The following is a 21777-nucleotide window of genomic DNA, read 5'->3' on the forward strand; positions in this document are numbered from 1 at the left end:
CGGGCCTCCCGTCAGAGCCGGGCGAGCGGGAGGGCCGCGCGGCTGAAGCTTTCGGCTTGCTCCCAGATGAGGAGGCGGGGATCCAGGCCTTCGCTGGAGCAGGCGGTCTCCACCGTGGCGCACTGGCGGCGCAGGTCCTCGGGGTTGTCGGCGGAGATCACCACGAGGCCGGTGAAGTCGACGTCCGCGTGGCCAGAGATGAGCTCGCGCTCGTGGGTCTTGGCGTCGGCGTACTCCTGGGTGTCGCTCTCGCTGTCGACCTGGCCCTTGCGGACGCGCTCGGCGGCGTCGGCGACGATCGTGGCCTTCTGCCGCTGGACGGCCTTGAGCGCGGCATCGAGGTCGTCGGGCCCGTAATGCAGGCTCAGGGTTCGCCGGACGCCAGCGGAGAAGATCAGCGAGTGCAGGAAGCCCGCGCTGACCTCGGACCGGGGCCACTGCTCGATCCAGTAGACGGCGTGGCAGGCGCTGTCGGTCAGGACCCGGTTCGGCTCCTCCCGCAGGACGACCGGGCCTGCGGCGGCCGGGGACGCGGTGGCGCGGCCGGTCTCGGACCACTGCTCCATCGCGGCGAGCGACTTGGGGTCGTAGGCGCTGCGGATGACGGCGGCGAACTCGCCGCCGGTCAGCCATCCGCCGGGGGTGAGGCCGCAGTTGCGGAGGGACTGCTCGAAGCCCGGGACGAGCTGGCCGAGGACGGTGAACGCCCCGGTGAGTCCGCCGCCCGCCTCCCCGATCAGGCGGCGGGCCTTCTTGAGGTCGAGGCTGACGGCGATGTACGCCTCGTGCGGGGCGGCGGTGGGGCCGGCGGCGGCGAGCAGTTCCTCGTAGACCACGCCGGCGAGCGGGGCGTCGGGGTTGCCGTTCTCGGCCCAGTAGCGCTGGAGTGCGTCGCCGGAGTCGGGGATGGTGCGCTCGATCACCTGGACGCTCTGGATGTATCCGGTGCGGGCGAGCGCGGCCAGGGCGCGGCCCCAGCCGGACACGTTGGCGGCCTTCGTGGGGGCGTCGAGGAGGGCGAAGGCGCGGGAGCTGACACGGACCGCGGCGGTGAGGGTGCCGCGCTGCGGATCGTGGACGGCGCCGGTGCTGCCGTCGGGCGAGGTGACCGCGCGCAGGCTGGCGTCGGTGCCGGGCAGGTGGAGCAGGCCGTCGCGCCGGGGCCGGGAGGTGGGGCGGGCGAGCCAGATCAGCTGGCCCTTTGCGCGGCGCAGGTAGTAGCGGATGACGATCGGGGCCCAATCTGCGACGGAGCGGCTGTGGTAGCGGATGAGGACGACGGCGGCGGCCAGAGCCCAGAGCGGGGTGGCGAGGACGGCCCCAGTGAGGCCGGTGGTGACCATGGTCACGAGCAGCAGGGCGCCGGCGGTGCCGACGACGGACAGCTGGGCGGGGCTGAGCCCGAGCAGGACGCCGCGGCGGGACCGGGCGGGAAAGCGGACGGTCGAGACGAACTCGGCGGTGGACAGAGGCGACTCCTGGCGTCAGGGGCCCGGCCGGGGCTGGTGGCAGTGCCCCGGCCGGGACAGGTCAGGCGAGAGGCGGGGGCGGAGGGGAGGCCGGAGCCGGAGCGGGGCCACTGACCGGGGCGCTCGACACCGCGGGACCGGCGGGCGACGTACTCGGCATGAACGTTCCTGCCGGGCCGGACGAGGCGCGGCTGCCGGTGCGCGGGGCGCCCAGGACGATCGGTGCGGGGGCGGCTGCTCCCGATCCGCCGGGCGGCGCTGCCGCTTCGGCGGCAGTCGCGGGCGACGGGGCGGCGGTGCGAGCGGCATCCCCACCTTCCGAGGCGGCCCGGGTGATCAGAGGCTGCCCGCTGCCGCGACGGGTGATCAGGGGCTTCGTGACGGCCTCCGCGGTGCCGCCCTTGCCGGTGCCGGGGAAGGCGAAGGTGGACTGGGCCGGGCCGCTGGGGCCGGACGGCGCCGCGCTCGGGGAGGACGGGGAACCGCCGACAGGGCTGTTCTGGCCGGGCACGGTGGCCGGGCCCTGCGGGGCACCTGCCATCGCGGCTCCGCCCGCGCCGCCGGTGCTGGCGCTCATCGCCATGGTCGCGCCCTTGCGGGCGGCGCCCGCGGCGGTGGCGAGCCCGGTGCTGGTGGTGCGGTGCAGATCGGCGCCAGTGCCATCCGAGGCCCAGTGCAGGAACTTGTAGGTCATCATCGGGGCCAGCAGGACCATGATCATGACGACGATGCCGGCGAGGACGTCCGAGAGGGCGGCGAGGGCACCGCCCTTGCCGTCGGAGCGGCCGATCGCGGAGACGCCGAGGAGGAAGATGATCGTCATCACGAGTTTGGAGAAAACCAGGGCGGCGGTCGCCTCGATCCAGGCGCGCCGCCAGCGGGACGCGGGCTCCCAGCCGCCGCCGGCACCGGCGAAGACGGCCAGGGTGACGAGCACCAGGATCGCGACCTTCCGGAGCACCATCGTGCCCCAGTACATGATCGCGCCGGCGACGCAGCCGAGGGCGACCAAGGCGGGGATGCCCCAGCCGAGATCGGAGAGCGTGGTGATCTGTCCGACCCGGATCACCCGGGCGACCGCGTCGCTGGTCGAGGTGTTGGCCACGTGGAACAGGCCGTCGCTGAGGGCGTCGACGATCGTGAGCGCGATGCTGGTGCAGGAGACCGCGACGAAGCTGAACAGGACGCCCGAGACGGTGCCGGTGACGGCCTGGTACAGGGCCTGCCCGTCGCGCCGCCAGGCGGCACGCATCAACTGCAGGCAGAACGTCGCGACGATGACGACCAGGCCGATCGGCAGGATCAGGCTGTAGTTGTCGCGGAACCACGAGGCGCCGAGATCGACCTTCGTGGTGGTGTCCACCGCCTTGGCCGCGAGGTCGGCCGCGCTCTTGGCCATGTCGCCGCAGGACTTGGCGATCCATTTGCCGATCGAGTCCGTGATGCTGTCGGAGACTCCGCCGACGACCGTGTCGCACAGCGCGCCGGCCAGGGGGAGATCACAGAATCCGATGGGCGATCACCTCCTTATCTCTCGTGGGTGGTCAGGGGTAGACGGTCGGGGCGATCGAGGCCAGTGCGCAGTCGCGTCCGGGGCGGCACTGGACGGCGATGGTGATGGCGCGGTCCTCGGCCCCGCGGCCCCCGTCGTTCCAGGTGATGGACTGGGTACCGGTGACCGTGACGGCGTACAGGTAGGCGACGGTCAGCTTCGTCGGGTCCTTGGCGACGGCCGACTGGAAGGCGGCGGGAAGGTGCGCCTCGGCGGCCTGGCCGGTGGCCCACTGGCCGTTGTTGCGCATCCGGTCCCACAGGGTCGGGTCGGGTACCTGGGAGGCGACGGCGTCGAGGTCGGCGTACTGGCTCTCGCCGGTCATCCACGCGCGCAGGCCCGCGAGCTGCTGGGACTGGGTGGTGGTGCGGGTGTCGTACGACCACAGCGCGGTCGCGAACGCCTGGGCGAAGGCGAGGGGGTCGGTGGTGTGAGGCGGCGCCGCTACCGGGGAGACGGACGGCGTCGCACTGGCAGAGGGGGCCGGTGTGCCGGGCACGAGCGTGCCGGAGGCGGAGGCGGAGGTCCGGGGCGAGGTGGCCGGGGCGGCGGAGGCGGCTGGGGCCGGGGCCCGGTGGCCGCCGCCCGCATACCGGGCGATGAGCCCGGCGATGAGGGCGGCGACCACCAGGGCGCCCAGGCCGATCAGCGCGCGGCGCAGCATCAGGGACTGCCCGCCCGGCTTGAACGGCATGAACTTCGGCATCATCAGTGGACGTTGGTCCCGACGGTGCTGAAGAACGTCACGATCCCGTTGGCGGCACCGAGCAGGAGGGCGCAGCCGGCGGCGACCAGCGCGCCTTGCTTGCCCTTGGCCTCGCTGCCGTGCGAGCCGGTGTGGTGGCCCCAGGCCCAGACGATGCCGGAGACGCAGAGGGCGCCGACCACGGCGATGATGGCGAAGAGGTTGATGCTGCCGACCGTGGACTTGAGGACGGACAGGCCGGGCAGGCCGCCTTCGGACGGGCTGATGCCGGGGTCGAAGGCCAGCTGCTGGACCTTGACGGCGGCGTCGGCGAGATAGGTGGTCAATCACGCTCCACAGAGATGGGGACAGAGGGGAGGCGGACAGGCCGCAGAGGGGGAGGAAGCGCGCGAAGTGCGCGGGGAATGGCCGCAGTTGGCGTCAGTGGACGATGCGGCGGGCGGCGATGATGCCGGATTTCCAGGAGGCGAGCGTGCTGATCTTGACGACGTCTCCCGTGTGCGGCGCGTGCACGATCAGGCCCTGCCCGATGTACATGCCGACGTGACCGGGGCCCTCGGAGCCCGGCTCCGTGAACAGCAGGTCGCCCGGCTGCAGGGCGTCCACGGACACCGCGATGCCCTCGGTCACCTGCGTGTAGGTGGTGCGGGTCAGGGAGATGCCGGCAGCCTTGTACGACTGCTGCATCAGGCTGCTGCAGTCGCACCGGCCCATCGGGTCGGGCCCATGCGGTGCGGCGCACGACCCGCCCCACTGGTAGGCCGTGCCCAGCTGACCGAGGGCCCACTTGATCGCGGACTGCACGGGGACTGGCGCGGTGGTGGGGATCGCGTACCCGTCGGGCAGGGCGCCGGCGGGGATGGTGCCCCAGTCCGTTCCGCTGCCCGAGTCCGTCCCGCAGGAGCCGGACGGCGAGGCGGTCGGCGACGGCGAGCCGGACGGAGCCGGGCCCGGGGACGGGGTGGTGGGCGAAGTGCCGCCGAGCGCCTGGGCGATGGCCTGCTGAAGTGTGGTGGCCAGCGGTTCCCACTTGGCGTAGGCGTCCGGGAAGCCGCTCTTCTGGACCGCCTGCGCGGCCTGGGTGAGCGGCAGCTGCTGCCACCCCTTGACCTCCAGCAGCGCCTTGTAGAACTGGGTGGAGGCGTAGACGGGATCCTGGATCTGGGCCGGGGTGCCCCAGCCCTGCGACGGCCGTTGCTGGAACAGTCCGAGACTGTCCCGGTCGCCGTCCGGGAGGTTGCGAAGTCCGGACTCCTGCAGCGCGGTCGCCACCGCGATCACCTGTCCGCGAGCGGGCACGTTCATCGAGCGGCCGGTGGCGACGATCGCCTTCGCGTTGGGGATCTGGAGGCTCGGCGAATCGAGCCCCGAGACCGGGGCGGCCGGACCGGCGGAACCCGAGAGGATCAGCCGGACCTGGGCCGCGACGGCCGCACTGTCCACAGGCTGTGCATTCGTCCCGTTGTTGGTGCAGGACGTCGCGTCCTTGGCGGCCTTGGTCGCCTCGTCGTTCGCGGTGACCGCGAGCGCGGGGAAGCCGATGAAGAAGGGGACGAGCAGGATCCCGGCGGCACCGGCGCCCGTCACCTTCCTCCAGCTCATCGCGTCCTCGTCGGGTCGCCTCCAGCAGCCCGGCAGCGCGAATTCGGCGGACGGCAGAGGGGCACGGGAGCCCGGCAGGTGAGGGAGCGGATGGCGAAGCCTCCGATCAGATCAGGCGGCCGAGAACACACGGCCGACACCGGGCCCCGGCCGCGCACGGCGGCCGGGGCGGAGCAGACGGAAAGCGGCAGCAAGCCGCCCTCGTAATCTCGAAAAAGGCATGGGGGTGCCCTTCATGGGATGGGTGGAATTCGCCGAATGGCGTTTACGACGGTAGAGAACCAGCGGCCGAAAACCTAAAACGGCTGAACCGGCGTACCGGCGGCACAGGTGCTCCCAACAGCTCGAACCCGCTCCGGCCATGAGCCATGAATACCATTCAGGAGGCGCGGGGCGATCCGGAGTGCCGGTGCGTCACACGGTAGGAGCCGGGCGGCCGAAAACCAAAAACAGGAGTAAATGGCCTTCATGTCCGACGCCGCGCCGTGCGACGTGGAGGACGATAGGCGGAGCCCGGCCGAAAATGAAAAAAGATCTTGACGCGGGAAGGCGGGAGCCCGTTTTAGGTTTTCGGCCGGCGGTCGCCTAGGTTGCTCCGACCGCCACCCGACCGCCGCCCTCGCCGGCGTCTGCGGGATCACCGCACGGCCGGACAAACCCCACCGGCCGGGTGGCGCGGCGACCTGTCCCCGCACCGAAGGAACACCCCTGAACTACACGATCCACCGCGGCGACGCCCTGCTTCGGCTCGCCGAGATCCCCACTGCCAGCATTGACTGCGTGATCACCGACCCGCCGTACAACTCGGGCGGGCGCACCGCCAAGGAACGCACCTCCCGCAGCGCGCGGGCGAAGTACACCAGTGCTGATGCGGCGCACACCCTCGCCGACTTCCCGGGGGAGAACAAGGACCAGCGGGCGTACACCTATTGGCTGAGCCAGCTGCTCGCCGAGTCCTGCCGGGCCACCCGCGACGGCGGCATGGCCGCCGTGTTCACCGACTGGCGCCAACTGGGCTCCACCGCCGACGCGTTGCAGGCCGGCGGCTGGATCTGGCGCGGCGCGCTGGCCTGGTATAAGCCTGCGGCGAGGCCGCAGAAGGGTCGCTTCACCCAGAACTGCGAGTTCGTTCTGTGGGGGAGCAAGGGGCCCATCGACGCCGACGCCAACCCCGTCTACCTGCCCGGCCTCTACACGGCGTCCCAGCCGCGCGCCGGCCGCGTCCACATCACCCAGAAGCCGGTCAGCGTAATGCGGGACCTCGTCAAGATCGCCCGCCCGGGCGGCACGGTCCTCGACTTCTGCATGGGCAGCGGAACCACCGGGGTCGCCGCCATGCTGGAGGGTCGGGACTTCGTCGGCATCGAGGTCACCGACCACTACGCGAGCATCGCCGAACAGCGCCTGGCCGAGACCGCCAGGCAGATCGCCGCCGGCACCGCCCTCGACGGAGCCGACGGTGCGCAGCCGCCCGCTTGAACCCGCTCAGCCGCCGGGCCGCCCGACACGGCGGCCCGGCCCGCCGCCGTCCAGCGCGATGCCGCAGCCGTCGCGAACAAGCGCTGACCGGTCCGACCTCGCCGACGCAGCACAGCGAGCAAGCGCCAACCGCACCGCGGACACCGGCCGAAGACCTGGAGCCCCGTGTACTACGCCCCGTTCACCGACTACGTCTCCGACCTCGACCTCGACGAACTGGACCCCGCCGACGAGCACACCTCCCACGCCCTGGCCCGGCTGGGCGACTGGGAGGACCCGTGCATCGTGCTGGTCAGCTACGACCAGCCCCGCGACCAGCAGCCGGGCCGGCGGGACCACTTCTATGTCGCGCACGACGAGCAGATGGCCGCCCAGGGTCGGCCGTTCTTCGTCGCAGTCCACCTGGAACGCGACACCGACGCCCGGCTGATGCGCATCGCCGTGCGCGACGAGGCGATGCCGGCCCTGGCCGAGGCGTGGCTCATCGCCCGCGGCGCCGACCCGACACGGCTCCGGGAGCACATGCAGCGCAGCGAGTACCGCGCCGCCGACGCCGAAACCGAGGCGGCACAGGACCTGCTGCGCCACTCCGGCACCCGCTTCGACGTCCACGACTCGGCCTCTTCACCGGGCACGCCGTACGTGACCTGGGTGATCGCCACCGACAACGAGGCACCCGACCCCGCCCGTCCAGTCGCCGTGTTCGTTGGGCACCAGCAGGCCGACAGCGAGGAGTTCACCCTCCGGCACGGGCACGTCGCCAGCATCGAGGACGCCTACACCTGGACCCGCCGCGTCCCCGGTGCACCCCTGCCGCGGCCTGGCCGGCCCGGCACGGCCCGCGCCGACGCCGCCCGTCTCGACCGCCGCCCACCCGGCCTGACCGAGGCCAGCGGACCGGACGACCAACCCACCCCGCCGGCACACCGGTCGGGCCCCGAACACAGCCGCTGAGCCCGAAGGGAACCTCCCCGATCACCACCGACTCCAGCCCGAGCACCCCCCTCGACGTCGCCCCCCGGTACCTCGCCGGAGCCAGCAGCCGGACCAGCCCCATCGCCCGAGCCGTCCTCGCCTACGACTGGCGGCAGGACTACAACAGTGAACTCGGCCAGACCTTCGTCAGCAGCCCCGACCACCGATTCCGGATCGGGACGGGCCAACTCGACCCCGGCGCCTGGTGGCGGATCACCGCCGCCCGCGAACCGCTGGGCCCGCCCCAATGGATGGCCGGGTTCTCCAAGGACACCCCCGAGGAGTTCGTCACCGCCGTCACCGAGTCGCTCCACGTCCCCCTGCCCCAGACCGACTGGACGGGCGAAGCCCACCCGGCACTCAAGGAAGGGACGTTCGACGGCGACGCCGTCCTCGACGCGCTCGTCGCCGCAGGCTGGCGCGACCTCGGCGAGCCCCACGGCGTCTGGCGCGTCGAGTCGCCCGACTACCTCGCCCGCGCCGAACTACGCCGAGGCGCCAACCACCTCGACCTCATGGGCAACTGCGCGCTGGCCGTCTACGTCGGTCCCGAAGAGGCCGGCGACCCGTACTGGCAGGCGCTCTTCACCGCGGACACACCCGCGATGGTGACCGACGCCTTCGTGGGCGCCCTGGTCGACCCGGCTCCGCTACGGCGCGACGGCGAGTGGATGGACGAGCGCCTGCTCGCCCACCTCGGCTACACCCTGACCGAGGACGGCCTCGTGCCGGTTACGCCTGCCCACACCGACGAGGACCTCACCCGCGCAGCCGCACAGTCGCTGTCCACCCTGCTGGCCGCCGCCGACGGACACCTGACCATCGAGGAGGTCCTCGACGAACTGGAGGACCAGCCGCTGCCCAGCACCGAAGCGGGCCCAGGCCCGCACACCACGTGGGGCCAACTCCTCCCCGAGCAGCAGCAGCTGGCCGCGATGCTCACCCTCGACCTCGTCACGGACTCCGCCCGGTACAGCCACCGCCTGCTGGGCCTGGAAGACGACGCCACCGGGATGGTGTGGGAGGACCTCACTCGCGGAAGCGTGCCGGCCGTGCCCTTCGAGGACCTGCACTTCACCAACGAGGACCTCTACGCCGCCGCCGGCACGATCGCCGCGCACATGATCGCCACCACGGACGACCCGTCCGGCATCCTGGAGGGGTTCCACGGTGAGCCGATCGCCAGCCGCGCCAACGAGGACACCCCGCAACGGTTCTGGGACGAGCACCCCGACCACGTCACGCAACCCGCGTACGACGATATCTGCCGCCGGTTCACCGCCGCCCACGACGTGGCCGGCGACCTCTTCGCACCGGGCATGCCCCGGCCCCCGGCACTGGTCGCCGCAGCACCTGCCTACCTCGCCGGGCCCGGCCACACCGCAGCAAGCGCCCCCGCGGCTCCGCTGCGTGCCGCCCGGTGGACCCTCGTTGAGGTCCCATCCGGTGACATCTACCTCAGTCCATGCGGCCGGATCCGCACCACCGCTCTCCACTCGGCGGCCGGCACGAGCTGGAGCACGGTCTACACCGACCGGTCGACCGGAGACCAGCTGTGGCACGTCACCGCCGATGCCCGTACCCCCGCCGAGATCACCACCGCGGTACACACGGCACTCGCCGCCACCCGGGCCACCACACCGGCAGACCTGCGCTACCCCGCACTGTCCGGCGGCCTTGAGCCCCTGGCCGAGGGCGGCTGGTTCATGGACACCGTGCCGGGCCACATCATCTGGACCGCCCCCGGCGAGATGGCCTCAGTCAGCCGCACCACCAGCGCGTCCGCGCTTGCCGAAGGCGCGGATCCCCACTGGGTGATCAGTGGAGGCGACCTCCAGCCCGGAGGCCATGGCTGGTACATCAACATGGGCGAGCGAGTGCCGCGCCCGCTGCTGACCGCCGTCGCCTCCGCACTCACCAGCGCCGAGCCGGTCGCCCGGCTTGCCCGACAGATCCCCCCGGAACACCGGGTGTACATGGACATCGTCCCCTTGGAGTGGCTGGCCGCCGCACCCACGCGTGACCGCGCCACCGCCGCCCGCCGACGACCGCTCGACAACAAGACGGCCACGGCCAACGGGAATCCGCCCGCCGAAGCGTCCCGAACGCAGCTGCCCGCACCCCGCCAGCGGACACCGTGACCGGCATCTGAGGAAGGCCATGATCACCCGGATGCCGAGTACCGCATCGACACCAGGTTCGTTGACCTGAACGAGCGGCCTGACCAGGCCGCGCAGCACGCTCTGCTCCACCACGCCCGGCCCTTGAAGACACCCCCCAAGGCCAGGTGCGAAGGCGCGCGAGCGGGGACCGGCCGCAGGCCCGCGCGCCTCCCCGATCTGCTCCGCGATCCTGCGGGCAGAACCGGCGGCGGGCGGTACACCAAGACCGGTGTACCGCCCGCCGCCGTTCGCATGAGATCAGGCTGCCGCCTCGAAGCTGGCCGCCAGCAGCGGCACCGCCCGGGTCAAGTCCTCAGGCGAAGCGATCCGAACCTCCAGGTCCCCGGTGCCCAGATGACCGACCGTACGAAGGTCACGGGTCCAACCCGGCTCCAGCTTCACCGTGGAAGGGTCCACGTTGAGCACCACCACCAGCTCGCGTGCCAGCACTCGAACGCACGCATAGTTCCGCCGCCGCCGGTAGGCGAGGTAATGCTGCAGCTCGACGCACAGGCCGTCGCCGAGTTCGAGCAGCCGCTCGTCGAGGCTCGCGTAGAGGGCGCGAAGGTCCGCCGACGCATGGTCCAGCGACTCCCGGACGCCCCTTCGCGCGGAAGGCGCCGCACGGTCCGCCTCCGCCCGCCGGGAGGCCGACCCGCCGCAGCCGCCTGCGACCGACGCCACCAGCTCCAGCGTGACGAAGTCGCCCTCGTACTGCTGGTACACCACCAGGTCGACCCGGTGGTGCGACATGCCCGCCGCGACCACGTCGTACCGGTTGAAGTCGGCGGCGATGCAGACCACCCGTGGCGAACTCCAGTCGACCGCCGCGGCGACCTCCTCGCCGAACCGGCCAGCCACCAGGCCCTCGAACTCGGCACGGTGATCCACCAGCCACGCCAAGTAGAACAGCCCCTGCGACAGCACACTCTCCGAACGGGATCGCTTGAACTCCACGATGACCGGAGACCCGTCCTCATCCAGGCCCAGCGTGTCGATCCGGCCCCTGTGGACACGGCCCGTCGAGTACTCGCTCGCCACGAACCGGATCCCCAGCATCGTCTCCATGTTCGCCTCGACCAACGCCTGAAGGTGCCGCTCCAGCTCCACAGCACCACCCTCGACCCTGCGAACCGCCCCACCATTGACCCGGAAGACCTGCAACTCCGGCAACCCCCCTTGTCCGCCCAGCAAGCGACGTGAGCCGGACAAGATACTTGTACCGCCATGGGATGTCTAGTCATTGTGCTGCATGTCATAGTCGCTGGCCTGTGCTGGGGCCGGGCGACGTGGCCGACGGCGTGTGATGCGCCGGGACGGCAGGTCGGCGAAATTGACCCGCTCGATGTCGGTAGTGGGGAGCACACTGAGCCCATATCGCTGCCGGAAGTCCCATCCCCCGCTGAGCCGTTGGCAAGACGCCGCGCTGTGCCCGCGCTCCGCCCCCTGGTTCTGACCAGGCCAGTGCTGGTGCCGATCTTCGATGCCAACGCGCTTCTCGTGATGGGGTGCGACTGGCTCAAGCGCGACCGTGAGCAAGACCTCGTCACGGGGATGGCCCTCACCGGTCGCGGTACGCCGCACCTCGCCGGCCACATCCCGGAGGAGCTGGAGCGTCACGTCGGTCGCCTCGCCGGGGAGAACGAGGTGCCCGAGGCGCAGGTGCGGCGCGTGCTCGACGACGTGATCCTGCCGTCGGCGCGACTCGTGGACCTGGAGATCCGCGACCTGCTGTCTCCCGGTGCGCGCGGGATCCGGCAGGTCGACCCGGCCCTGCCCAGGAGGCTGCGGGGCGACCCGGACGACGCGCCGACCATGGCGCTCGCTGAATTCCTCGCTCCCTCCGTCATCATCAGCCAGGACAGCGTCTTCTACCGATTCGGCTTCGCCACGGCCGCCGCCGAGTGGATCCCGATCGCGAAACCGAGTTCGCGATGCGCCTCCTGGTCGGAGCCGGGCAAGCGATTGCTCGCTGGGTGGCTCGGAACCCGGGGTGGTCGGCAGCCGCGCTCGCCGCCGCGTTGTGGATCTGCCACAAACGGGGCTACCTGAAGGGCAGCCGCTGGCGGGACGCAGCAGGGTTCCTCTGGGACCTCGCGCAACCCCTGCTGGAGCATGCGAACGTCGCCCTGGAGGAGAGCGCACGGATCCGTGGCGCCTTGATCATTGTCGAGCCGCCTCCGATGCCGGTCGCCGAGCAGATCGCAGCCAGGCACCTGGCCCGGTCTGGCCGACAGCAGACTCCGGCCGAGCTCCGCGACGCGCTCGCCGGCCAAGGACACCACGTCCCGGCGGCTCACCTCAAGCGTGCGATGGAGGCTCACCGCGCTTTCTCACGGCACCCAGGGGATCACTACTCGCTCGGTCGAGTCCCGCAGATCGGGGGCGCCGTGCCGCCGCCGCGGACCTGACGGTCTCGGGGAAACCCCCCGAACGCCGTGCCGGGGCGTCCCCGGCAGCGGGGCAGCCCCGCCACGGGCACGTCCGACGGCCTCTGCGAAGCTGACAGGATGAGCAGGAGCACCCCCGGAACGACGCTCGAATGGGCCGCCGCGAAAAGGACGTTGGACGCTGCCGCGGCTGCCCGCCCCGGCCCGCCGCCGTGCCGCACCGCGCTGGAACTGCTGCACCGCACCGAGCAGGAGTCCGCCCACCGCGACATGCTCGCCTGGCTGTTGGACCCCGTCGGCGACCACGGCCTGGGCGCCGCCCTGCTCGCTGCCCTGCTGCGCCGCACCGGCCGCCCCGACCTCGCCGCCCGACCAGGCCTGCACCGGACCTTGGTCGACACCGAGCACGACCTGCCAGCCACCCCGAACGCCGCCCACCGGCGCGCGGACCTGGTGCTGTGGACCTCCGGCACCGCCGTGGTCGTCGAGCTGAAGGTCAAGTCCTCCGAGCACACCGAGCAGACCGCCGACCTGGCCGCCCACTTCGCCCACCTGCACCGCCCGCACTTCGTCTTCCTCACCCTCACCGGCGAGCCGGCCGCCCACCCCGAATTCGTCCCACTGCGCCTTCGCGCCCTCGCCCACGACCTGCGCACCCACCTGGCCGCCACCCCCGGCGCCGCCCCGCACGCCCACGACTACCTGGCCACCCTGGAGAGGATGCACGCCGTGACCCCCTCGGACGAGGCCCAGGCCCGCTTCTGGATCCGCCACGGCCGCCTGGACTTCACCCGCGCCCGCCGCGCCGCCTTCGAACTCCTGGAGGACCTGCCTGACCGCCTAGACGCCGCCCTCGACGCCCTCGCCCCCCAGCTAGGCGCCGACGTCACCCGCACCACCTTCGAGGACCACGCCCAGGGCCGGAGCACCGATCCCTACCCCGAGCGAGTCGGCCTCCTCACCCGCCCCACCTGGCGCGGACACACCGCGACCCCGCTGGCCGGCATCGGCTACGGCTTCCGCAGCCTGCCCTTCGCCAACCCCGACCGCATGCTCGACGAGCACCAACCTTTCTACGGCCTCTGGCTCACCCCGCCCGCCCCCCGTGCCGCCTGGCCTCGCCTCATGCGCCCCGACCACTGGTCGTCCTGGGCCGACTGGGACTACCTCGACCTCGCCTTCGCCGACACCGACACCGACCTCCTCGCCCTCTACGCCTCCCGATTCACCCACCGCACCACCACCCTCTGGCACGCCCACGCCGCGGCCCTGGACAAGGCAGTGGCGGGTTAGGGAGGCGTCCTGGGGAGTGGCGTCGGCAGCTGAGGTGTCGCGTCCGGAGAGGGCGTTCGGGCGTTGTCAGCCTCCGAGTGAGATGTCGAACTGGTCCAGCCAGTGAACGTCGCCCTGACCGGCGGTGGCGACTACACCGGCCGTAAGCCAGATGAACGCGGGGAGGAAGTCGTCGCCGAGCTGGTCGGCAGCCTCGTTGACCGTGTCGCCGGACGCGTCAGGGTGTCCGATGATGCCGGCGACGTGCATCACCTTCCGACGGTAACCGGCGCCAAGTGACTCACGCACCCAGTCGATCGCTGCGACGGCGTCGTCGGGCTTGAGCCCGGCTTCGCGTGCGCCCGCGAGCCAGCCAGCGAGAGCACCGAACAGGAGTGACGCCATCAGGCCGGCAGCCTCCTCACCTTCGGTCTCCGCCGCGCGGTCGATGCCGATGGTCCGCGACCACCACGCGACCACCAGGGCCGCCCCCAGGGCTCTGATCAGGGGTGTTCCCTTGGCGACCCACAAAGGCCGACAACCGTGGCAGACGTCTTCGCCCCCGGGATGAGGCGTCCCGAAATGTGTCATATAGTGCAAACCTGAACTATTGGTGCCGCCATCTCGGGCTCTGGCGCGGAACCGCGGAAGAGGGCTGTACGGTGTCAGACCGTGCCGAACCGATCCTATGAGCCTGGCCAAGCCGCTGCGGGCCAACCCCCGCGGCTGGCCGCCCGCGTACTCGAGAACCTCGGCTCTGATCGGGTGATCGCGAACCTGGAGGTTTCCGGCCCCGGCTTCATCAACGTCACCGTCACCGACGCCGCCATCCTCGAGCGGCTGGCCGCCCGCGCTGCAGACGCCCGGCTCGGTGTCGGCAGCAACGCCGAGGCCGGCGTCACGGTGATCGACTACAGCCAGCCGAACATCGCCAAGGAGATGCACGTCGGCCACCTGCGCTCCACGATCATCGGGGACGCGCTCGTGCGCGCCCTCGAGTTCACCGGCGAGAAGGTCATCCGGCGCAACCACCGCGGGGACTGGGGCACCCAGTTCGGCATGCTCATCCAGTACCTCATCGAGCACCCCACCGAGCTCGACGAAGGCACCGAGCCCGACGACTCCGGACCGTCGATGTCCCGGCTCAACCGCCTGTACAAGGCATCGCGCGCCAAGTTCGACAGCGACGCCGACTTCGCCGACCGGGCCCGCCGGCGCGTCGTCGAGCTGCAGGCCGGCCACGCCGAGACCGTCGCCTCCTGGCAGGGCATGGTCGACGAGTCGAAGGTCTACTTCGAAGCCGTCTACGCCCGCCTCGGCGTCCTCCTCGAAGACGCCGACGCCGTCGGCGAGAGCTACTACAACCCGATGCTCGCCGACGTGTGCGCCGACCTCGAAGCCTCCGGCGTCGCCGTCCGCTCCGACGGAGCCCTGTGCGTCTTCTTCGAGGACATCAAGGGCCCCAACGGCGAACCGACCCCGCTCATCGTCCAGAAGAGCGACGGCGGCTACGGCTACGCCACCACCGACCTCGCCGCCATCCGCGACCGCGTCGGCATGCTCGGCGCCAACCAGCTCCTCTACGTCGTCGACAGCCGCCAGGCCCTCCACTTCCAGATGGTCTTCGAGACCGCCCGCCGCGCCGGCTGGCTCCCGGACAACGTCCGCGCCCTGCACCTCGGCTTCGGAACCGTCCTCGGCAAGGACGGCAAGCCCAAGACCCGCTCCGGCGAGACCGTCCGCCTCATGGACCTCCTCGACGAAGCCGTCGACCGGGCCCGCACCGTAGTCGCCGAGAAGAGCCCCCAGCTCGCCAGCGAGGAACTCGAAGACCGGGCCAAGCAGGTCGGCATCGGCGCGGTCAAGTACGCCGACCTGTCGACCTCCCGCACCCGCGACTACATCTTCGACGCCGACCGCATGGTCTCCCTCAACGGCGACACCGGCACCTACCTCCAGTACGCCTACGCCCGCATCCAGTCCATCTTGCGCAAGGCCCCCGAAGGCGTCACCCCGACCGCCCACCAGGACCTGGCCCTGGAGCCGGCCGAACGCGCCCTCGGCCTCCTCCTCGACGAGTTCGGCGCCACGATCGAGCTCGTCGCCGAGACCTTCGAACCCCACCGCCTCTGCGCCTACCTGCACAGCCTCGCGGCGGCGTACACCACGTTCTACGAGCACTGCCCCGTCCTCAAGGCCCCCAGCCGCGAGGTCATGGAGACCCGGCTGCTGCTGTGCCAGCTCACCGGCCAGACCCTCCGCCAGGGCATGGACCTCCTCGGCATCGGTACGCCGGAGCGGTTTTAGCTGACGAAAGCCTTCGAGTGGGCTGGCCGTGATCAGCTCACTCGAAGGCTTTTTCGTGTGGTGGCGGGCGCGGTCCGCTTGCATGGAGTCGGCGGCCTGCTGGGACTGCGTACCGCTACCCCGTGGAGCGCATCAGGCTCATGCTGTGACCTCGGTCCTCGATGCCGACGTAGGCGTTGACGAGGAAGGGAGCCAGCTTCGGGGTTGCCCGGTCGGCACCGGTGCGGGCGTCGAGGATGACATTGCCGTTGGTCGTCCGGCCGTACACCGCTCCATGCCACACGGCGGTGACCACCGGCACCAGTCGTCCTCCCGGCGTCTCTGTGATCGACCAGAGCCACTTCATCGATGGTGTCGGCTACCTGCTGCGGCTGTCCTTCCGCCTCCACCGCTCCCCGGTGTCGACCGATGCGATATGAGCACACCAGTGAAACGGTCGAGGACAGTGAGGTCACGCGCCCAGGTAGGGCCCCAGCGTTGCTGCGGTGGCTGCGCAAGACAAGTAGTACTTGGCGTGATGGAATCCATACGTCTCGTGGATGGAGTCGGTCAGATCCAAGGCGATGCCATTGAAGGCGCGGGCGAGACGCGGGGGGATGGCTACTGGATCTCCCGGGTCTGCGATGTTCACCCAGCGAGTAACACCGGCCGGACGAGCGCCGAGCGGTATTGACGGGCCACTCGGGCGAGGGCTGAGGCGGTCGAAGACGGCACGGGGCAAAGCAAGCGGGGAACCAAGGGTGAGCAAGAGGTCTACGTGGAGTTCGGGGTGCGCGTGGAGTGCCTCGTAGGTGACGACCGTACCCAAGGAGTGCGCGATGACCACATGGGGACGGTGTTGGGCTATCCGAGCCGCAACCTCCTCGCGGGCCGCCAGGCGCGCCGGATCGTCGTCAGTGCGAAGGTAACTGGCCACTTCACGGAAGAACAGTTGGATAAACAATTGCGTCAGTCGGCCATCCAGGCTGAACTTCTCGGCCACCCAGGAGAACGCGTGCCGCAGCGGCAGCGTCAAGGCTCCTTGGGTAACAGGCTGGGGGGCGCCAAGCTCCTCGAGCCACGCCGTCATCAATTTCCTGGCCAGCGGGTCGGCCAACTCTTCTGCGTCGGCCGCTCCCTGGGTAGTGGGACCTGTATTGAGCGCTGGCGCGTAGTAGGCAAAGTCGACGTCCAGGCGGCTGGTGGGCAGGCCCAGCCCGTCTGCCAAGTATCGGGTCCAGTGTGCGCGCTGTGCCGTGCGTACCTGCTCAGGGGTAGAACGGCGATCGTGGTTCCCCACACCGTGGACACCAACAATGCGTAGGGGCTGGGACGCAGAGGTACTCATGGAAGTCTCCTGAGGATTGGTGCCAGAGTGAGCGCGATGACTTCGTGCCCCATGACGAGTACGGCGGTGCCGTCCGGCGCAATGTGTGCGCAGTTTGGGCTAGCGGGAAGGCACACAGTGGTCAGGCAGGAAGCTGTCGCGAGGCCCCACACCCGCACCGTGCGATCGCGGCTGCAGGTGACGGCGACAGGCTGGCCGTCCACCTGTGCCGTCGCCACTGCAGTTACCCGACCGGTGTGGCCGGTGAGGGGTTCACCGATCGGTTGGCCAGTGGCGAGATCCCAGACTCGAACCGTGAGATCGTCGCTACCGGTGACAGCGACCGGTCGCCCGTTGACCACCGCGGTCGCCACCGCATTCACCTTCTCGGTATGGCCGCGGAGGACGGATGCGCTGCGTCGGACGGTAGCGAGGTCCCAGACTCGAACCGCGCAATCGTCGCTACCGGTAACAGCGACCGGCCGGTCGTCCACTACCGCGGTCGCCACCGCATTTACCTGACCGCTGAGGACCGCGGTGGTGCGGCCGGTGGTGAGGTCCCACACCTGGACCGTGCGGTCGTTGCTGGCGGTGACAGCGACCGGCTGACCGTCCATCATCGTGGTCGCCACCGCCCTCACCGTGTTAGTGTGACCGGCGAATGGCTCGCCGATCGGTTGGCCGGTGGCGAGATCCCAGACTCGAGCCGTGAGATCGTCGCTGCCCGTGACGGCGATCGGCTGGTCATCCTCTACCGCGGTCACCGGCTCAGCGATCGGTTGGCCGGTGGCGAGATCCCAAACTCGAACCGTGAGATCGTCGCTACCCGTGACGGCGACTGGCTGGTCATCCACTACCGTGGTCGCCACCGCGGTCACCGCATCCGTGTGGCCGATGAGGGGTTCGCCGATCGGTTGGCCGGTGGCGAGATCCCAGACTCGAACCGTGTGATCGTCGCTACCCGTGATGGCTGCCATTCGGTTGTCCACCAACGTGGTCGTCACCGTACGCACCGCTTCGGCGTGCCCGCTGAGGACGGATGCGACGCCGCCGGTAGCGAGGTCCCACACCCGCACCGTGCAATCGTCGCTGCAGGTGACAGCTATCGGCCGACCGAGTACCTGGGCGGTCGCCACCGCGTTCACCGCGTCCGTGTGGTTGGTGAGGGGTTCGCTGATCGGTTGGCCGGTGGCCAGATCCCAGACTCGAACCGTGTGATCGTTGCTGCCGGTGACGGCGACGGGCCGGCCGTCCACCACCGCTGTCGCCACCGCGCGCACCCAGTCGGTGTGGCCACGGAGGACGGCGGTGGCCTGACCGGTGGTGAGGTCCCACACCTGCACTGTGCGATCGTTGCTGCCGGTGACGGCAACGGGCCGGCCGTCCACCACCGCTGTCACCACGGCACTGACCCAGCCGGTGTGGCCGATGAGGGATTCGCCGATCGGTTGGCCGGTGGCGAGATCCCAGACTCGAACCGTGTGATCGTTGCTGCCGGTGACGGCGACGGGCCGGCCGTCCACCACCGCTGTCGCCACCGCGCGCACCCAGTCGGTGTGGCCACGGAGGACGGCGGTGGCCTGACCGGTGGTCAGGTCCCACACCTGCACCGTGCGATCGTCGCTGCCGGTGACGGCGACGGGCCGGCCGTCCACCACCGCTGTCGCCACCGCGTTCACCCAGTCGGTGTGGCCGGTGAGGGGTTCGCCGATCGGTTGGCCGGTGGCGAGATCCCAGACTCGAACCGTGAGATCGTCGCTGCCGGTGACGGCGACGGGCCGGCCGTCCACCACCGCTGTCGCCACCGCGTTCACCGTGTCGGTGTGGCCACGGAGGACGACGGTGGCGCGACCGGTGGCAAGGTCCCATACCCGCACCGTGTGATCATCACAAGCCGTGACGGCGACCGGCCGACCGCCAACCACCGCTGTCGCCACCGCATTCACTGTTTCGGTGTGACCGCTAAGGACGGCAGTGTTCGCCGATGAGACTTGGGTGCCGGTCGCCCACAAGGGCTGCCAGTCGCAATTGCGGGCTAGTTCGGCGGCGAGCTCCATGGCATGGAATCGAACAGCATCCAGGGCAAGGATCTGCCGGCGCTCAAGGGAGTCCAGCCCGCGATGGACGTCATAGGAGTGCCGGTAAACGGCGGCGTTCAGTAGTCCGCTCTGCGTGGTCGCCTTGCGGAGGATGGCGCTGACCGTATCGGGCTGCGCATGGATGAGGAACTCGGGGTCCAGGAGGAGCTCCCCCGCCCGGTCAGCCTTAGTGGCGTGCTGGGCGGCGTGGCGCAGCAGGTATGGGTCGGCGAGCTGCCAGGCGGGCCTGCCGTCGTCGGCTGGCGGGATGGATTGGAGGAGCCGCTCGTAGAGGGCGGTCGCGAGGATCGACGGCGCAGGTGTGATCATCGGGTGTCTGGCTCTCCCTTGCGGCCGTACGGGGTAGTCCGGAGGCGTTCGGCAAGTCCTTCGTGGAAGAGCCGGTAGAGCGTGGTGCCATCGATGTCTACGTCACGACGCAGGTAGAACCGGACCTGCACCAGGGCCGTTCGGAGGTGGTCGGTCGGCAAAGGGCCATCGCTGGACGCTGGGTCTGTGAAGACCGAGGCGGCGTGGGCGAGGACTCGTTCCGGCATGCCTCGGCCTTCCGCGTGGGCCAGAGCCGCCAGAACTGGGCGCAGGTACGGCTGGTCGTTGTGGCGGGCGAGGTCGAGTTCCAGGAGGTCGGGTAGCTCCATGGGGGCGGCGAGTCCGATATCGCGGGCGAGGTCAGGATCGTGCTGGGTGGGCAGCGTGAGGACATGGCGGAGATAGAGTCCAGCGACCAGGAACTCGCCCCATCCCAGGGGCCTCATCACGTTCTCGTGCGAGGTGGGGTCACCGACGCCGGTCAGGCGTGCCGCGATCCCTTCCGCCAGAGCGGTTGCGGCGTCTGCCGCTTCCCGCGCGGCGTAGGGGGTGTCAACCGCAAGCAGATCGCCGACATACTGGCGCAAGGCGTGGTGGATGTCGTGTGGCTGGGCATCGTCGAGATTGAGCAGCCCCTCGGCACCCTCGGCCAAGTCCGCCAACGCGGAGAAGCGCTCCTCTGAGCGGGTGCCCACCAACAGCCGCAGGCCTGAGCTGTCGGCAACGGCGGCGCGGGCCAACGGCAGCAGCAGGGTCTGCGTGAGGTCTTCCGGCCGTTCGGCCTCGTCGAGGGCATCGATCACCACCGTGTACGGAGCGCCCGAGGAGGCCTGCGCAAGCTCCACCAAATGTTGCGCATCCCAACCGCCTTCCGGACGGTCCGACTCAACGGCTCCCATCTGGCGAGCGATGGAGTCGGTGATCTGCTCAAAGTCGCGCCGACGTGCGTGAACGACGGCGAGCCGGTCGTTGAGGCCCGGCTTGGCACTTAGCGGCCACCAGAGTCTTTGCATGGAGTCGCGCAGTTGCGGGTGTGCCGCGCAGATCAGGACGCCGAGCAGCGCCGACTTGCCCACTCCGGGCTTCCCTGTGACGATCCGAAAGCCGGACCCGTGGCCGTTCAGCCACGTTGTCAACGTTTGGACTTCTTGTTCCCGGCCACGGAAGTACCCCGGCCCAAGCCCGCGCTCCAAGGGCTCCGTGCCGGCGCCACGCAGCATGAAGTGCCAAGGATCGAAGGCCTCGTCCAACATGGACGCAATGCCGGCGTCAACGTTGGACAGCGCGCTGTCTCGGTGGTGATGACGAGGGTTGGGGAAGAACGGCAGGTCATCCAGGCGTGCCGTGAACGGTACCCGGCTCACCTCGATCTGTTGGAAGTAGCCCTCAGCCGTGCTTAGTTCCGCGACCTCGCGGCTGATCTCGTGCGCGATGGTCGGAAGTGGAATATGCCGGTAGGACGGATCCACCCGCAGAGTGCCGTCCAGATACTTGCGGAGCACTGCGGTCGTGGCCCGACTCAACCGGAAGCCGAACGCCTTGTCCTCGCGTCCAGAAGCGGCAATCACCCATGCGCGACGACGCTCGACCGACATCTGCTGGTGCCATGGCAGAGTCGCGGCTGCCCCGGAGTGGCACAGGTCGAGGATGAACAGCGTCAAGGGCCGCGGCTTGTCAAGGTGTGATTCGATCAAGCTGATCCACGCGGAAACGGGATCGTCGAAGTTCTTCCCATCGCTGCCCACCACGTGCAGCTCGCGCTCGCCGGTCCCGGCCAACTCGCCGTGTGCGACAACGTGCACGACGAGCACCTCAGTGTCGCCGCAGGTCACAGACTTGCGGATCCGGTCACCAGGATCAGCAACCTCACCCGGTTTCCATCTCTCGGTGTAACCAAACCCACGTAGCGCCTCGGCCACCGACGCGGCGTGCGCGGGAGCATCGTGCAGGGGATTCAGCTCATCAAGTGCAGGCAGGTCGTCTTCACGCTGTGAATCCAGCGATAAGCCCATGGTCACCGCAGCCCGAGCGACACGATCGCGACCAGCACCCTCGTCCATGCCCGTCCTTAGACCTTCGAACTCCGAGGGTATTTGGTCGTTCTCCATCCCGGACCCGCCCCAGACAGCACGCGCGGTCGGCGCGCAGA

General features: G+C 70.2%; 17 protein-coding genes. 6 read left to right on the top strand and 11 right to left on the bottom strand.

What is annotated here, in order from left to right; genetic code table 11:
- Window positions 1–11: 11 nt before the first annotated feature.
- The 5 genes from AB0D10_RS25280 to AB0D10_RS25300 all read right to left on the bottom strand — a co-directional run bounded on the left by AB0D10_RS25280 (window position 12) and on the right by AB0D10_RS25300 (window position 5329).
- Window positions 12–1469, bottom strand: coding sequence for an SCO6880 family protein (locus AB0D10_RS25280; RefSeq protein WP_360260482.1), 1458 nt, complete (start codon window positions 1467–1469; stop codon window positions 12–14).
- A gap of 61 nt (window positions 1470–1530) precedes the next feature.
- Window positions 1531–2868, bottom strand: a complete 1338-nt coding sequence (locus AB0D10_RS25285; RefSeq protein ID WP_360260313.1) for an ATP-binding protein — start codon at window positions 2866–2868, stop codon at window positions 1531–1533.
- 145 nt (window positions 2869–3013) lie between these two features.
- Window positions 3014–3730: a hypothetical protein gene (locus tag AB0D10_RS25290; RefSeq protein WP_360260316.1), complete on the bottom strand. Its 717-nt coding sequence runs from the start codon at window positions 3728–3730 to the stop codon at window positions 3014–3016.
- A complete protein-coding gene (locus AB0D10_RS25295; protein ID WP_360260319.1) occupies window positions 3730–4053 on the bottom strand; it encodes a DUF6112 family protein in 324 nt (107 codons plus the stop codon). Before AB0D10_RS25295 ends, AB0D10_RS25290 begins: the two co-directional genes overlap by 1 nt.
- Window positions 4054–4147: 94 nt before the next feature.
- Window positions 4148–5329 carry an NlpC/P60 family protein gene (locus tag AB0D10_RS25300; RefSeq protein WP_360260322.1) on the bottom strand — a complete coding sequence of 394 codons (1182 nt, stop codon included), beginning with the start codon at window positions 5327–5329 and terminating at the stop codon, window positions 4148–4150.
- 708 nt (window positions 5330–6037) lie between these two features.
- Here AB0D10_RS25300 and AB0D10_RS25305 point away from each other — a divergent pair.
- The 3 genes from AB0D10_RS25305 to AB0D10_RS25315 all read left to right on the top strand — a co-directional run bounded on the left by AB0D10_RS25305 (window position 6038) and on the right by AB0D10_RS25315 (window position 9924).
- Window positions 6038–6808 carry a site-specific DNA-methyltransferase gene (locus tag AB0D10_RS25305; RefSeq protein WP_360260484.1) on the top strand — a complete coding sequence of 257 codons (771 nt, stop codon included), beginning with the start codon at window positions 6038–6040 and terminating at the stop codon, window positions 6806–6808.
- Between the two features lie 165 nt (window positions 6809–6973).
- Complete coding sequence (locus AB0D10_RS25310; protein WP_360260325.1) at window positions 6974–7762, top strand: hypothetical protein; 789 nt, start codon at window positions 6974–6976, stop codon at window positions 7760–7762.
- A gap of 101 nt (window positions 7763–7863) precedes the next feature.
- Window positions 7864–9924: a DUF317 domain-containing protein gene (locus tag AB0D10_RS25315; RefSeq protein WP_360260486.1), complete on the top strand. Its 2061-nt coding sequence runs from the start codon at window positions 7864–7866 to the stop codon at window positions 9922–9924.
- A 279-nt stretch (window positions 9925–10203) separates the two neighbouring features.
- On the opposite strand, the gene AB0D10_RS25320 is transcribed toward AB0D10_RS25315, so the two are convergent.
- A complete protein-coding gene (locus AB0D10_RS25320) occupies window positions 10204–11055 on the bottom strand; it encodes a DUF5655 domain-containing protein (protein WP_360260328.1) in 852 nt (283 codons plus the stop codon).
- A 360-nt stretch (window positions 11056–11415) separates the two neighbouring features.
- Between AB0D10_RS25320 and AB0D10_RS25325 the strand changes: the two genes are divergently transcribed.
- Together AB0D10_RS25325 and AB0D10_RS25330 are read left to right on the top strand one after the other, a co-directional pair.
- On the top strand, window positions 11416–11997 hold the full coding sequence (locus AB0D10_RS25325) for a hypothetical protein (RefSeq protein WP_360260331.1): 582 nt from the start codon (window positions 11416–11418) through the stop codon (window positions 11995–11997).
- 458 nt (window positions 11998–12455) lie between these two features.
- A complete protein-coding gene (locus tag AB0D10_RS25330) occupies window positions 12456–13628 on the top strand; it encodes a PD-(D/E)XK nuclease family protein (RefSeq protein WP_360260334.1) in 1173 nt (390 codons plus the stop codon).
- 66 nt (window positions 13629–13694) lie between these two features.
- Here the strand turns inward: AB0D10_RS25330 and AB0D10_RS25335 are convergent, their stop codons facing one another.
- Entirely contained in the window at window positions 13695–14138 is a 444-nt protein-coding gene (locus tag AB0D10_RS25335) for a hypothetical protein (RefSeq protein ID WP_360260337.1), read from the bottom strand.
- Between the two features lie 78 nt (window positions 14139–14216).
- On the opposite strand from AB0D10_RS25335, the gene argS reads away from it, so the two are divergent.
- The gene (argS, locus tag AB0D10_RS25340) at window positions 14217–15914 is read left to right on the top strand and encodes an arginine--tRNA ligase (RefSeq protein WP_360260489.1); all 1698 of its coding nucleotides are present in this window, start codon (window positions 14217–14219) and stop codon (window positions 15912–15914) included.
- 115 nt (window positions 15915–16029) lie between these two features.
- Here the strand turns inward: argS and AB0D10_RS25345 are convergent, their stop codons facing one another.
- The 4 genes from AB0D10_RS25345 to AB0D10_RS25360 form a co-directional block, all read right to left on the bottom strand.
- Window positions 16030–16215, bottom strand: coding sequence for a hypothetical protein (locus AB0D10_RS25345; protein WP_360260340.1), 186 nt, complete (start codon window positions 16213–16215; stop codon window positions 16030–16032).
- A gap of 150 nt (window positions 16216–16365) precedes the next feature.
- Window positions 16366–17121 carry a serine peptidase gene (locus AB0D10_RS25350; protein ID WP_360260343.1) on the bottom strand — a complete coding sequence of 252 codons (756 nt, stop codon included), beginning with the start codon at window positions 17119–17121 and terminating at the stop codon, window positions 16366–16368.
- 116 nt (window positions 17122–17237) lie between these two features.
- Window positions 17238–19628, bottom strand: a complete 2391-nt coding sequence (locus tag AB0D10_RS25355; RefSeq protein WP_360260345.1) for a WD40 repeat domain-containing protein — start codon at window positions 19626–19628, stop codon at window positions 17238–17240.
- Window positions 19625–21688 (bottom strand): ATP-binding protein, encoded by a 2064-nt coding sequence (locus AB0D10_RS25360; RefSeq protein WP_360260348.1) that lies wholly within the window; start codon window positions 21686–21688, stop codon window positions 19625–19627. Before AB0D10_RS25360 ends, AB0D10_RS25355 begins: the two co-directional genes overlap by 4 nt.
- Window positions 21689–21777 lie beyond the last annotated feature (89 nt).

It is taken from the genome of Kitasatospora sp. NPDC048545 (assembly GCF_040651155.1).
GTDB lineage: Bacteria > Actinomycetota > Actinomycetes > Streptomycetales > Streptomycetaceae > Kitasatospora.